Source organism: Streptococcus mitis, from assembly GCF_047464965.1.
Lineage (GTDB): Bacteria > Bacillota > Bacilli > Lactobacillales > Streptococcaceae > Streptococcus > Streptococcus mitis_DU.
This window is the reverse complement of the sequence record NZ_JASHAT010000001.1, coordinates 35,732-49,327: the sequence shown is the minus strand read 5'-3', so window position 1 is coordinate 49,327 and position 13,596 is coordinate 35,732. Positions and strand designations below refer to the sequence as shown.

The 13,596-nt window shown below is 38.0% G+C and carries 16 protein-coding genes; 3 read left to right on the top strand and 13 right to left on the bottom strand.

What is annotated here, in order from left to right; genetic code table 11:
• Window positions 1-2: 2 nt before the first annotated feature.
• The 3 genes from hpf to QM408_RS00245 all read right to left on the bottom strand — a co-directional run bounded on the left by hpf (window position 3) and on the right by QM408_RS00245 (window position 2,588).
• The gene (gene hpf / locus QM408_RS00255) at window positions 3-551 is read right to left on the bottom strand and encodes a ribosome hibernation-promoting factor, HPF/YfiA family (protein ID WP_004255322.1); all 549 of its coding nucleotides are present in this window, start codon (window positions 549-551) and stop codon (window positions 3-5) included.
• A gap of 79 nt (window positions 552-630) precedes the next feature.
• Complete coding sequence (locus QM408_RS00250) at window positions 631-1,293, bottom strand: ComF family protein (protein WP_004255321.1); 663 nt, start codon at window positions 1,291-1,293, stop codon at window positions 631-633.
• Window positions 1,290-2,588, bottom strand: coding sequence for an ATP-dependent helicase ComFA (locus tag QM408_RS00245; RefSeq protein WP_004255320.1), 1,299 nt, complete (start codon window positions 2,586-2,588; stop codon window positions 1,290-1,292). The genes QM408_RS00250 and QM408_RS00245 overlap by 4 nt, the downstream gene beginning before the upstream one ends.
• 56 nt (window positions 2,589-2,644) lie before the next feature.
• On the opposite strand from QM408_RS00245, the gene QM408_RS00240 reads away from it, so the two are divergent.
• The 3 genes from QM408_RS00240 to cysK all read left to right on the top strand — a co-directional run bounded on the left by QM408_RS00240 (window position 2,645) and on the right by cysK (window position 4,762).
• Entirely contained in the window at window positions 2,645-3,280 is a 636-nt protein-coding gene (locus QM408_RS00240) for a YigZ family protein (protein ID WP_203212905.1), read from the top strand.
• 15 nt (window positions 3,281-3,295) lie between these two features.
• Window positions 3,296-3,739 (top strand): PH domain-containing protein, encoded by a 444-nt coding sequence (locus tag QM408_RS00235; protein WP_000863906.1) that lies wholly within the window; start codon window positions 3,296-3,298, stop codon window positions 3,737-3,739.
• A 96-nt stretch (window positions 3,740-3,835) separates the two neighbouring features.
• Complete coding sequence (gene cysK / locus QM408_RS00230) at window positions 3,836-4,762, top strand: cysteine synthase A (RefSeq protein WP_261024691.1); 927 nt, start codon at window positions 3,836-3,838, stop codon at window positions 4,760-4,762.
• Between the two features lie 122 nt (window positions 4,763-4,884).
• On the opposite strand, the gene tsf is transcribed toward cysK, so the two are convergent.
• The 10 genes from tsf to rodZ all read right to left on the bottom strand — a co-directional run bounded on the left by tsf (window position 4,885) and on the right by rodZ (window position 13,542).
• On the bottom strand, window positions 4,885-5,925 hold the full coding sequence (gene tsf / locus QM408_RS00225) for a translation elongation factor Ts (protein ID WP_000808071.1): 1,041 nt from the start codon (window positions 5,923-5,925) through the stop codon (window positions 4,885-4,887).
• 78 nt (window positions 5,926-6,003) lie between these two features.
• A complete protein-coding gene (gene rpsB / locus QM408_RS00220; protein WP_000268459.1) occupies window positions 6,004-6,783 on the bottom strand; it encodes a 30S ribosomal protein S2 in 780 nt (259 codons plus the stop codon).
• Window positions 6,784-7,008: 225 nt separating this feature from the next.
• Window positions 7,009-8,256, bottom strand: coding sequence for a peptidoglycan hydrolase PcsB (gene pcsB, locus QM408_RS00215; protein WP_247947578.1), 1,248 nt, complete (start codon window positions 8,254-8,256; stop codon window positions 7,009-7,011).
• Between the two features lie 93 nt (window positions 8,257-8,349).
• On the bottom strand, window positions 8,350-8,844 hold the full coding sequence (mreD, locus tag QM408_RS00210) for a rod shape-determining protein MreD (RefSeq protein WP_247947579.1): 495 nt from the start codon (window positions 8,842-8,844) through the stop codon (window positions 8,350-8,352).
• The gene (gene mreC, locus QM408_RS00205) at window positions 8,844-9,662 is read right to left on the bottom strand and encodes a rod shape-determining protein MreC (protein ID WP_247947580.1); all 819 of its coding nucleotides are present in this window, start codon (window positions 9,660-9,662) and stop codon (window positions 8,844-8,846) included. Before mreC ends, mreD begins: the two co-directional genes overlap by 1 nt.
• Before the next feature lie 58 nt (window positions 9,663-9,720).
• Window positions 9,721-10,515, bottom strand: coding sequence for an energy-coupling factor transporter transmembrane component T family protein (locus QM408_RS00200; protein ID WP_000377896.1), 795 nt, complete (start codon window positions 10,513-10,515; stop codon window positions 9,721-9,723).
• Window positions 10,508-11,347: an energy-coupling factor transporter ATPase gene (locus tag QM408_RS00195; RefSeq protein ID WP_049499102.1), complete on the bottom strand. Its 840-nt coding sequence runs from the start codon at window positions 11,345-11,347 to the stop codon at window positions 10,508-10,510. The genes QM408_RS00200 and QM408_RS00195 overlap by 8 nt, the downstream gene beginning before the upstream one ends.
• Complete coding sequence (locus QM408_RS00190; protein WP_261150248.1) at window positions 11,332-12,159, bottom strand: energy-coupling factor ABC transporter ATP-binding protein; 828 nt, start codon at window positions 12,157-12,159, stop codon at window positions 11,332-11,334. The genes QM408_RS00195 and QM408_RS00190 overlap by 16 nt, the downstream gene beginning before the upstream one ends.
• Window positions 12,156-12,701, bottom strand: a complete 546-nt coding sequence (pgsA, locus tag QM408_RS00185; protein ID WP_261150249.1) for a CDP-diacylglycerol--glycerol-3-phosphate 3-phosphatidyltransferase — start codon at window positions 12,699-12,701, stop codon at window positions 12,156-12,158. Before pgsA ends, QM408_RS00190 begins: the two co-directional genes overlap by 4 nt.
• A gap of 10 nt (window positions 12,702-12,711) precedes the next feature.
• Window positions 12,712-13,542, bottom strand: coding sequence for a cytoskeleton protein RodZ (gene rodZ, locus QM408_RS00180; RefSeq protein WP_261150251.1), 831 nt, complete (start codon window positions 13,540-13,542; stop codon window positions 12,712-12,714).
• Between the last annotated feature and the right edge of the window lie 54 nt (window positions 13,543-13,596).

Below are 13,596 nucleotides of genomic sequence, written 5' to 3'. Positions count from 1 at the left end.
AATTAAGATTCTTTAACTTCTAACAAGCCAATCTCGCCATCTTCACGACGATAAATCACATTGGTTGTCTGATCTTCAACATCCACATAGATAAAGAAATCATGTCCCAACAAATCCATCTGTAGAATAGCTTCTTCCAAATCCATTGGTTTTAAATCAATTTGTTTTGAACGAACAACTCTAGATTGGACAACATTTGTATCTTCCACCAAAGCATCTGTAAATAATTGACTAGTTGCTACCTTGTTTTTATTTTTACGCTCGATTTTTGTTTTATTTTTACGAATCTGACGTTCAATTTTATCGGTTACAAGGTCAATTGAACCATACATATCTTGAGACACATCTTCTGCACGAAGAGTAATTGAACCAAGCGGAATCGTCACCTCCACTTTAGCCGTTTTTTCACGATACACCTTCAAGTTTACTCGAGCATCCAACTCTTGTTCAGCTTGAAAATACTTTTCGATCTTTTCGAGTTTAGAAACTACATAATCACGAATTGCTTCTGTTACTTCTAGGTTTTCACCACGGATACTATATTTAATCATATGAGTACCTTCTTTCTAAACATTTTTGTTTTTCTGATTTCATTATAACGCTTTCATTTTATTTTTGCAAATTTTTTCCTCATCTTACAAGGGAAAATGTTTTTACATCCTCAGCACCAGCTTCTTCCAACAGCTTCTTCACACGATTTATAGTTGTTCCAGTAGTATAAATGTCATCTATAAGTAGGATTTTTTTAGGAATAGTGACTCCCCTTTTAATAAAGAAAGGAAGTTCTGTCCCCAAGCGTTCTGAACGATTTTTGGAAGAACTGGCCCGCTCTTCTCTCTTCTCTAGTAAGTCTTGCAAAGAGAACTCTGCTGCTTCAACTAAACCTTCAACCTGGTTAAATCCCCTCTCGAGCAATCTTTCAGGACTTAGGGGAATTACAACAAATTGATACTCTTTGTACTTTTTTAACTCCTCACTTAAAACTGAAGCAAAAACTTTTCTTAAAAGGAAGTCTCCATCAAACTTATACCGACTGAAAAAATCCTTCATAGCTTGATTGTAAGTAAAAATCGCTCTATGACTGACTTCAACTTCTTCTTTACACCAAAATTGACAATCTTGACACTTTGTTGACAAACCTGTTTTCATACAGTTTGGGCAGTTTTCTTCTCCAATCCTCTCAAAAGTAGAGTCACAGTCTGAACAAAGACAAGAGTCATCATTCTTCAGAAGTAAGAGACTACTAAAAGTTAAAACAGCCTTCATAGTCTGCCCACATAATAAGCACTTCATAGCCCCGCCTCCTTATTCATCTGCTGAATTTCCTTAATTGCCTTTTTGATTGAAGCATTTAACCCGTCATGGAAGAAAAGCAAATCTCCTGTCGGTCTGTCCATACTCCGACCGACACGTCCTCCAATCTGTATTAAACTAGACTTGGTAAACAGACGATGATTGGCCTCTACTACGAAAACGTCAACACAAGGGAAGGTAACTCCACGCTCCAATATCGTCGTACTGATAAGTATTGTCAGTTCTCTATCTCGAAAAGCTTGTACCTGCTCTAATCGATTTTCTGTGATAGAAGATACAAAGCCAATTTTCTCATTTGGAAATTGCTCCTGTATGATTTCTTTTAACTGTTCCCCTTTCTTAATCTCTGAAGCAAAAATGAGTAACGGATAACCTGTCTTTCTCTGCTTCTCAATATAAGACTTTAGCTTTGGTGACAACCGACTTTTCTCTAAACAGTGATTAAAATCGGATAACCAGACAGGTTTAGGAATAATCAAAGGATTTCCATGAAATCGTCTTGGCAAACTCAATCGTTTTAATTCTCCGATGCGAACCTTCCTATCTAACTCATCGGTAGAAGTTGCTGTTAAAAAGATTCTCAAGCCATTCTCCTTTACACTATTCTTGACAGCATGGTAAAGCATAGGATTGTCAACATAAGGAAAGGCATCTACTTCATCCACTATCAGTAAATCAAAAGCTTGATAAAACTTCAATAACTGATGGGTCGTCGCAACAACTAGTGGTGTTCGAAAATACGGCTCTGATTCTCCATGTAGGAGGGCTATCTCACAAGCAAAATCCTTTTGCAGGCGCTTATACAGCTCCAAACAAACGTCTATGCGAGGACTGGCCAAACACACTGCACCACCCGCATTGATCACTTTAGCTACTACTTGATAAATCATTTCTGTCTTTCCAGCTCCTGTTACAGCGTGAACCAAGCTTGGCTCTTGCTTGTCTACCGCTTGAAGCAGTCCCTGTGATACCTTATCTTGAAAAGGGGTTAATTGACCACGCCATTTAAGAACATCTTGCTTCGGAAAATCCTCCTGTGGGAAATAGTATAAAGATTGATCACTCCTGACTCGCTTCATCAGTAAACACTCCCTACAATAGTAAGTACCGATGGGCAAATACCATTCTTCTAGAATAGTACTATTACAACGTTGACAGAAAAGTTTCCCTTTCTCCTTTCTCATTGCTGGAAGTTTCTCTGCCAACTGACGTTCCTCTTCTGTTAATTCATTCTCCGTAAACAAACGACCGAGATAATTTGGATTTACTTTCATACTTCTTTATTCGTAAAAACCTAGCGCTTTAGATGATTTTTTAGTACAATTAAATCATGGAATTTAGAACAATTAAAGAGGACGGACAAGTCCAAGAAGAAATCAAAAAATCCCGCTTTATCTGTCATGCCAAGCGTGTTTATAGCGAAGAAGAGGCTCGTGACTTCATTACTGCCATCAAGAAAGAGCACTACAAAGCTACTCATAACTGCTCTGCCTTCATTATTGGGGAACGTAGTGAAATCAAACGTACAAGTGATGATGGTGAGCCCAGTGGAACTGCTGGCGTTCCCATGCTTGGGGTACTAGAAAATCACAATCTTACTAATGTCTGTGTGGTAGTGACACGCTACTTTGGTGGCATTAAACTAGGCGCTGGAGGATTGATTCGTGCTTACGCTGGCAGTGTTGCCTTAGCTGTCAAAGAAATTGGCATCATTGAAATAAAAGAACAGGCTGGCATTGCTATTCAAATGTCTTACGCTCAGTACCAAGAGTACAGTAACTTCCTTAAAGAACATAACCTCATTGAGCTAGATACAAATTTTACAGATCAAGTCGATACGATGATTTATGTTGATAAAGAAGACAAAGAAACTATTAAAGCTGCACTTGTGGAGTTTTTTAATGGAAGAGTTACCTTAACTGATCAAGATTTACGAGAAGTTGAAGTTCCTGTAAACTTAGTGTAAACAAAGGAGAAAAATATGGCATTTGGTAAATTCATTCAAGGACTCGCTGGTAACTTTAGCGAGCAAAACAAAGAAACTCTTATCAAAGAATATGGACAATATCTACTAGAAAATGAAGAAATTCAAAGTGGATATAAACTGATTCGTGATTCAATTATATTTACAAATATCCGTATTATCTTTACAGATAAACAAGGCGCTACTGGTCGTAAGATGTCTATTAAATCAATCTTTTTGATGAACATTGTTAACGTTGAAATGGAAACTGCAGGAGCAGGTATAGATGATAGTGAAATTACTATTACTTATTTAGAAAATGTCTTTCTAAAAGCACACAATGAGCATTTTAATGCTCATAAATTTGAATTCCCTAAGAAAACGGATATCATTCCACTTTACACCTATTTATTAGAATTAGCTTATCACAATCGCTTGAAAATTAACGGCTTAGACCTGTGATATAAAAAAATCCTATCACTTCGATAGGATTTCTATATTTTACAAATGGTATAGATAGCGTTATACTAGAAATATCTTATACAAAGAGGTATTCATATGTCTATTTATAACAACATTACTGAATTAATCGGTCAAACTCCGATTGTTAAACTCAACAACATCGTGCCAGAAGGGGCTGCGGACGTCTATGTAAAGCTTGAAGCATTCAACCCTGGTTCTTCTGTAAAAGATCGTATTGCTCTTAGCATGATTGAAAAAGCTGAACAAGACGGTATTCTGAAACCAGGTTCTACAATTGTTGAAGCAACAAGTGGAAACACTGGTATTGGACTTTCATGGGTAGGTGCTGCTAAAGGGTATAAAGTCGTCATCGTTATGCCTGAAACTATGAGTGTAGAACGACGTAAGATTATCCAAGCTTATGGTGCTGAACTCGTCCTAACTCCTGGTAGTGAGGGAATGAAAGGCGCTATTGCTAAAGCTCAAGAAATCGCTGCTGAACGTGATGGTTTCCTTCCTCTTCAATTTGACAATCCAGCTAATCCAGAAGTACACGAAAGAACAACAGGAGCTGAAATACTAGCTGCTTTCGGTAAAGATGGACTAGATGCCTTTGTTGCTGGAGTGGGTACCGGTGGAACGATTTCTGGTGTTTCTCATGCACTCAAATCAGCAAATTCTAACATTCAAGTTTTTGCAGTAGAGGCAGACGAATCTGCTATTCTATCTGGTGAAAAACCTGGACCACACAAAATTCAAGGTATCTCAGCTGGATTTATTCCTGATACACTGGATACAAAGGCTTATGATGGTATCGTTCGTGTAACGTCAGACGATGCTCTAGCACTCGGCCGTGAAATTGGTGGAAAAGAAGGTTTCCTTGTAGGGATTTCTTCAGCTGCGGCTATCTACGGAGCCATCGAGATTGCCAAAAAATTAGGTACAGGTAAAAAAGTCCTTGCTCTAGCACCAGATAACGGTGAACGTTATCTCTCTACAGCACTCTATGAATTTGAAGTTTAGTCTCCTAAATACAATTGGCCCTTATTATAGGGCTTTTTATTTTTACCTTGAAAATAGGAAGTTCTCCCTATAAGGATCGACTGCATAGAAAAAAAGGAAGCAAATTTACTTCCTTTCTATAATTAGTTATTCAAGGCTGCTGCCATTGTAGCTGCAACTTCAGCTTCAAAGTCGTTTGCAGCTTTCTCAATACCTTCACCAACTTCAAAGCGAGCGAACTCAACTACTGAAGCGTTAACTGATTCAAGATATGCTTCAACTGTCTTGCTATCATCCATGATGTAAACTTGTGCAAGAAGTGTGTAAGCTTGGTCAACTTTAGTGTTGTCAAGCATGAAGCGATCCATTTTACCTGGGATGATTTTGTCCCAGATTTTTTCTGGTTTGCCTTCTGCAGCCAACTCAGCTTTGATGTCAGCTTCAGCTTGAGCAATCACTTCATCAGTCAATTGAGATTTTGATCCATACTTCAAGTGTGGTAGAGCTGGTTTGTTAACCATTGCACGGCTTTCGTTGTCTTGGTCGATTACGTGGTTCAATTGTGCCAATTCATCTTTAACGAATTGCTCATCCAATTCTTTGTAAGAAAGAACTGTTGGTTTCATCGCTGCGATATGCATTGACAATTGTTTAGCAAGTGCTTCGTCTCCACCTTCAACAACTGAAATAACACCGATACGTCCACCGTTATGTTGGTATGCTCCAAAGTGTTGTGCGTCTGTTTTTTCAATCAATGCAAAGCGACGGAATGATATTTTTTCTCCGATAGTTGCTGTTGCAGATACGTATGCAGCTTCAAGAGTTTCACCTGAAGGCATTGTCAAAGCAAGAGCTTCTTCATTGTTAGCAGGTTTTCCTTCAGCAATAACTTTAGCTGTGGTATTTACCAATTCAACGAATTGAGCGTTTTTCGCAACGAAGTCAGTTTCAGCGTTTACTTCAATAACTGCTGCAACATTACCGTTAACATAAACACCAGTCAAACCTTCTGCAGCAACACGGTCAGCCTTCTTAGCTGCCTTAGCCATACCTTTTTCACGAAGCAATTCAATCGCTTTTTCGATGTCACCGTCTGTTTCTACAAGCGCTTTTTTAGCGTCCATAACTCCGGCACCAGATTTTTCACGCAACTCTTTTACAAGTTTAGCTGTAATTTCTGCCATTTTGATTCTCCTATATTTTTTAAAAATAGGAGAGCCGGGCTAAGCCCCGCCCTCCTAGGTAATTACTAATTATATGAATTAAGCGTTGTCGCCTTCTACAACTTCAACAATTTCTTCGATTGAATCTGCTTGAGCTTCAGAAGCTGCAAATTCTGCTTCAACTGCTGCTGCATCTTCACCTTGACGTCCTTCGATGATAGCGTCAGCCAATTTAGCTGTAATCAATTTAACAGCGCGGATAGCATCATCGTTAGCTGGGATGATTACATCGATATCATCTGGATCAGTGTTTGTGTCAACCATCGCTACAACTGGGATTCCCAATTTCTTAGCTTCTTTAACAGCGATTTGCTCTTTATGTGGGTCAACTACGTACATAACATCTGGGATACGAGGCATATCTTCGATACCACCCAAGAATTTTTCAAGACGTGCACGTTGTTTGTTAAGAAGTGCAACTTCTTTCTTAGGAAGAACTTCGAAAGTTCCATCTTCTTCCATACGTTTGATTTCTTTCAAACGAGCGATACGTTTTTGGATTGTTCCCCAGTTTGTAAGAGTTCCACCCAACCAACGGTGGTTGATGAAGTATTGACCTGAACGTACTGCTTCTTCAGCAACTGCATCAGCTGCTTGTTTCTTAGTACCAACAAACAATACAACTGCATCGTTAGCTGCTGCATCACGCATGAAATCGTAAGCTTGGTCAGCGTATTTTACAGTTTGTTGCAAGTCGATAACGTGGATTCCGTTACGCTCAGTGAAGATGTACTTAGCCATCTTAGGGTTCCAGCGACGAGTTTGGTGACCAAAGTGTACACCAGCCTCAAGAAGTTGTTTCATTGAAATTACTGCCATGAGTATTTCTCCTTTTTGTTTTTTTCCTCTTCTTGACTTCAACTCGCAAAACGACCCAAAGGCAACTGTTTCACAATTCATCAAGAATGAGTATTATCGTTCACACGACAAGTTTCATTTTACCATACTTTTTCAATATTTTCAAGTGATTTTAACAGATTTTTAAAGTAAGGTAACTATATAAATCATAAAAGAGACTCAAATCGAGCCTCTTCGTTTTATTCATTAGTTTGGATAGATATATGTTACAAAACCTTCTGAAGTCGTAGTAGGATTGAACCATCCACGTTTATTTCCGATTGTACGGTTTCCACCATAGTTTGATTCAGATACTTGGATACTTGTTGATGATGAAACAGCTGTAACCACGGCTACGTGTCCATATCCACCATCATTCCAACATGCAATGGCACCAACTTGAGGTGTAGATCCTGTGCGGAATCCTGCAGCAGCTGCACTTGTAGCCCACTGTGCTCCATTACCCCAGTAATCTCCAGCCCAAGGTGCTAATGTTTTAGCTCCCCATGTACACTCACCAGTTGGATAGCTTGAAGCATTTGTACTGTATGTTGGACGATGTTTTACTGGTGCAGGAGTGTAGCTTGTTGATTCTGTTGAAGCACTGCTTGAAGATGATTCAGACGAACTTGACTCAGATGAACTTGATGAAGAAGTAGTAGATACTGCTTGAACCTGTGCTGTAAAAGTTGTATTTCCAGAAGCAACTACTGTTTGTTGTTGACTTGCTTGTTTAGCTTTATAAGCTGCTTCTGCTTCTGCAGCTGCTTTAGCTTCTGCTTCTGCTACAGCTTTTTTCTCAAGTAAACTTGCTTTTTCATCCTCTGCAGTAGCCTTTTCAGCAGCAAGATTCAATTCTGCAGCTTTTAACTCAGCTTGTTTTGTAGTTAATGATTGAGCATCATCAGCTAGTTTTTGCTGATTTGCAATAACTGTATTAATTGCATCATTGTTTGCTACTTGTTTTTCAGAAATAGCTTTTTTATCTGCTTTTTGTTGTTCCAACATTTTGTTGTTTGCAGATACGATTTCACTCATTGCAGCAACACGTGAAATAGCTTCTGTAATTGATTTTGAGTTTACAATTGTATTGATGTAATTTGTTGCAGCTCCATTTGTTTGAGCACTACGAGCTTGTTTTTGTAATGAATCATTGCGAGATACAATATTCTTAGAAAGTTCTGTAATTTCACCCTCAAGCTTTTTAGATTCTGCTTGTAGTCTATCATTTTCAGATTGCAAGTTTGATTGCTCTGTTTGAATAGCAGATACTTGCTCCTGAACTTGATCAACTTGTTTTTGTGCTTCTTGTTGTTGTGCTGTTAAGTTACTAATTTTATTATCTTGAGCAGCAATTTTGTCATCAGTAGTTTCTGCATGCGCAGTTGTTAAAACAGCTACTTGAGAAACCATTACTGTACTTAATAAAAGTGACGCTAAGATTTTTTTCTTCATATTTCGTAGATACTCCTTCTTTTAAAGACATTACTAGTATACCAAAAAAAGGCCTAATGAATATTACGCCTTTGTTACATTTTTATTTCTTTCTTATAGGTAAAATTTTTCAAAAATAAACTGAAAGATAATCATCCATATAAGGTTCAAAATCATTGATGGTACTAAACTATAGACTATAAATAAAGACATACTATCCACAGTTAAACCTACCACTAATGCAAGTATATAAGCTCCCATCTCAAATAGAAAAGTCATGACAATAATTGCCAACATTCTCGTCAAACGATTCAATAAAATAACACTATTAAATTTATGGAGAAATACTCCCAACAAGACGAACAACAAAGTCGCAATCCCGATCAAGTGGAAAAAGTAAATGTCATAAACCAAACCCACTACAAAACAATAAGCTAAATAGAAATACTCTGATACTTCAATCGTCTCAAATAAGAGAATCAAAAATAGAAAATGACTGGCTAACTGTACATGGGGAAAAAATGAGCCCAAAAGCTGGCTAATATGGGCATCAATTAGAACAAAGAAAGGAAGCAATAAAAATACTCCAACTCGCTTCAACTGTCTCATTATGAATTCCCCACTAATTCTATCACACTCACATTATGAGTATCTGCACTTAATTTAACAGTTACTTCTCGTGTCAAGTAGTCCGTACTGTGCGTTGTGGCAACCACTTCACCAACAGGAATATCAGCAACGTTAAAGTTTCCTAATCCACCAGTGGTCACCTTATCTCCCGCACTAATATCGCTACTACTATTTAATTGACTAATTTTTAGAACTTCATTTTCCTTGTCATAGCCAACAATAATCCCATAAATTACAGTAGAACCATGTTGAATTTTAACAGAAATCTTATCAGCATTTTCCGTATTTGTCAGAAGGTTGACCATGGTAGAGTTATCCTCTACTTTTGAGACACTCCCAATCAAGCCACCATTTGCAATTGCTAACATATTCTCAGAAGCCCCTTTTGATTTTCCTGCATCTAAGGTCAACTCCTGCTTCCAAGATACCGGAGAACGCATAATAACATCTGCTGCCAAAGTCTTTGTAGCTTGCAATTTGGACTTCATATCAAGCAATTGGCGCAGTTGTTCATTCTCCGTCTTTAAACTTTCCGCCTCATTTGATTTAACTTCTAATTGGTAAATCTGTTTCTTCAAACTTTCATTTTCATTATAAGTGCGTGTCAAATGAGCCAAATCTGATTTGACAGAATCAAACCACTGAAAAGGTTTTTGCACAACCCTATCAACCACTGAGATTCCATCTCCTAATCTTGTCACAATTATACTTGAATAAGTCGTCGCTAAGAGAGCTGACACAAGCAGAACAGTGACAAAAACAATAATGACATATTTTGATTTTTTAAAACGGTTCATATCCCTACCTTTATATCAAAAACTGTTACAGTAACTTTTTATCAATTCCTGAAAGCTACTAAGATTTTAAGAAAAATAAGCAACAACCAAGTATGATAATAACAAGAATGGTCAGCGTATCCTTTCGAGTCCATTTCAGTTGTCTGTATTGACTTCTGCCTTTTCCACCCTGATAACCACGCGCTTCCATTGCGATAGCCAAGGAATCCGCACGTTTTAAACTTGTCGCAAAAAGAGGAATCAAAATGGGAATCATAGCCTTCACCTTTTGAACAATACTTCCTTCTCCAAAATCCACTCCACGCGCTTTCTGTGCATTCATAATCCGCGTCGTATCATCCATCAAGGTTGGGACAAAACGCAAACTCATAGACAGCATCAATCCAATTTCATGAACTGGAACTTTCATACTCTTTAAAGGTGCTAATAGAGCTTCGACAGCTGATGCCAAACTTAAGGGCATGGTCGTTAAGGTTAACAAAGTTGAAAAGAAAATAATCAATACAAAGCGACAAAAGATAATTCCAGCTTGTTGCAAAGCATAATCCGTAATTCTCACAAACGAAAACTCAAATAAAACATTCCCATTAGAAATGAAAAACAGTTGAAAAATAGTTGTGAAGGCAATCAAGAAAAACATAGACTTCAAGCCCTGAATAAAAAATGAAAGAGATACTCCTGACAAAGCAATAAATATCCCTGTCGCTATAAAAAGAATTAGATTCGTCAAGGGATTATTAGCCCAAAAAACGATCAAAATCAGTAGCATCATAGCCAGTAATTTGCTGCGTGGATCCAATCGGTGAACTATCGAATCCCCTGGGATATAACGCCCCAAAATCATACTATCCATTTAGCGACTCCTTGAACTCCTCTATCTTAATCGGTAATCGTTTAAATGACACGCCTCTATCAGCCAATCGTTTACAAAAGGATGTAATTTTAGGTACTCCCAACTGCACTTCTTCCATAAAGACAACATCTTGAAAGACATCACTTGGTTTACCACCCTTAACTAAACGTCCCTTTTCCATCACATAGACTTGATTTGCATATTCAGCAACATCATCCATCAAATGCGTTACCAAAACAATGGTCATCCCTGACTGGTGGAGTTTTTTGAATAAATTCATCAGCTCTTTTCTTCCCAGGGGATCTAGGCCTGCTGTGGGCTCATCTAAGACTAATATGGCTGGTTCCATGGCAAGTATGCCTGCAATGGCCACACGTCTCATTTGTCCACCTGATAGCTCAAACGGACTGCGATCAAAAAGTGATTCATCAATTCCAACCAGAGCCAGTTTCTCACGCGCAATCTGCTCCGCATCTTCTTCAGAAACTCCAAAATTTTGCGGTCCAAAAGCAACATCTTTCAAAACCGTTTCTTCAAAGATCTGATTTTCAGCAAACTGAAATACCAAGCCAACCTGTTTTCTAATTTGACGAATATCTTTGTTTTTAGAAGTCGAGGTGATTAAGGTATCAAAAACTCGTACACTTCCTTGGCTTGGCACCAATAAACCATCTAATAGTTGTAAAATAGTTGATTTGCCGCTACCTGTGTGCCCAATTAAAGCCGTATAAGAACCATCTTCAATCGTCAAGGAAACATCCGACAAAGCTGTTGAAGCTAAGGGAGTTCCTTCTTGATACGTAAAACTCACATTTTCTAGAGCAATTCCCATAGTTTATCCTCTAGCTCACTTTCTGTCAAATAATTTTCAGGCAAATCATAGCCATTCTGGCTCAAAGAATGTTTTAATTGATTGGAAAAAGGATCGTCTAATCCAATTTGATCTAAATCATTACGAGAGAAAAGTTCTCTTGGACTGCTGGTTGATTCAATTTCCCCTTTTTTCATGACCAACACACGATCACTCATGGCAACTTCTTCCAAATCATGTGTAATGGAAATGACCGTCATATCATAGTCTTTCCGAATTCCTTTTACTGTATCAATCAGTTCTCTACGCCCCTCAGGATCCAACATACTCGTTGCTTCATCTAAGATTAAAATAGCTGGTCTTAGGGCTACAACACCTGCAATAGCCACACGTTGCTTTTGGCCACCTGATAGACGCGCTGGCTCTCTCTTTTTAAAGTCCAACATGCCAACCAAATCCAGAGCTTCTTCCACTCTCTTTTTCATTTCTTGACGAGAAAGTCCCTGATTTTCCAAACCAAAGGCAACATCATCTTCAACAGTCGCTCCAACAAATTGATTGTCTGGATTTTGAAAAACCATACCGATTTGACGACGTATATTCCAAACATTTTCCTCAGTCAGCCGTTGGCCATCAATTACAATCTCTCCGGATTCTGCTTCCAGTAAGCCATCAATTAAGCGAACCGTCGTTGATTTACCACTACCATTATGCCCTACAATCGAAAGCCATTCTCCACGTTTCACGTGAAACGTAATATCCTTCACATCGTAATATTCCTGACTTTCCTTATAGCGAAAAGAAAGATTTTTTACATCAATTACTGATTTCATTTCGAACCAAATGTCCCTTTAAATACATAGGCACTACCCTTGAAATAATCATAGCCAGAGTAGATAGTGAAAAACAAGGCTACATAAAGTAGAACTTGACCAAGCAAAGTCCAATGTAATAGCAAGAAAATAATGGCAAACATCTGACTGAAAGTTTTAATTTTTCCAGGCATTGCTGCTGCTAAAACTGTTCCACCAGTTTCAACCAGTAAAAGCCTCAAACCTGTCACAGCCAACTCACGACAAATAATCATTGCAACAATCCAAGCCGGAGCCATACCTAACTCAATCAGCATAATAAAAGCCGACATAACTAGTAGCTTATCCGCCATAGGATCTGCAAATTTACCAAAATTACTGACCACATTCCATTTACGAGCTAAATATCCATCTAAGTAGTCTGTGATACTGGCAATCGCAAAGATAATAGCTGCTACTATATGACTCTCTATCGAATTTCCTACTGTTAAAATAAAGATAAAAATAGGTATAAAAAGAATTCGACCTATTGTTAAGATATTTGGAATTTGTTCTTTTTTCATTCGTTTTTCCTTAATTTTTAGTAAAGGTTACATTGATTTGTCCAGTCTGAGCTGTTAATTTCGATAAATCAACAGTCTGATTATCTACTGTCAAAGCAACACCTTTTACAACACCTAACGTAATTATTACAGGATTTTTAGTTGAAACGCTTGTTTCCGCACTTTTATTATCCGGTGATAAAGTCACACCCCCCTCAAGATCACTTTCTGAAACACTAACCCAACTTCTAGCATCTGACACTGATAATTGCAATTTTGCAGTGTCTTTACTCGTTTTATAAGCAACTTCTACTCGATTTCCTTCACCCGATACCGTTATAGCTGGTTCAGTATTCGAAGAATTACTTGATGAACTACTACTAGTTGAAGATGGAGTTGCAGAACTAGTCGAGCTTGTTGCTTGGACTACACTATAACTAGACGCAGATGAACGCTCCGGTTGAGTCTGGAGATAATTCCAAACATAATAAGTCACAAAAATGACAATCGATAGTGCAAAGAGTATAAAATAAAATAAAGGTAAAAATGATGTCTTATTTTTCTTACTTGAACGTCTCCTGCCTGTCAACTCGTCTTCATCAACATCTACTTCCTCATAAGTAATCATGCTCCCAGAATCATAAGCATCCAAGACAATTCGCTCATCTAGCTCAACTGCCCATGCATACTTACGCAAAAAAGAACGAGTATAAAATGGACTAGGAAGTTGATCAAAATCATCAGCTTCCATTGCTTCCAACATATCTAACTGAATTTCTGTTTTTTTATGTAATTCTTCTAAAGTCAACCCTTGGTTAGTTCTAGCTAAACGTAAAACCTCACCAATTGTTTTTTTCCTCATACTTGTCATTCCTTCTTTCTAGTTTCTATTATGTTTCTAGTGTCTATTATGATT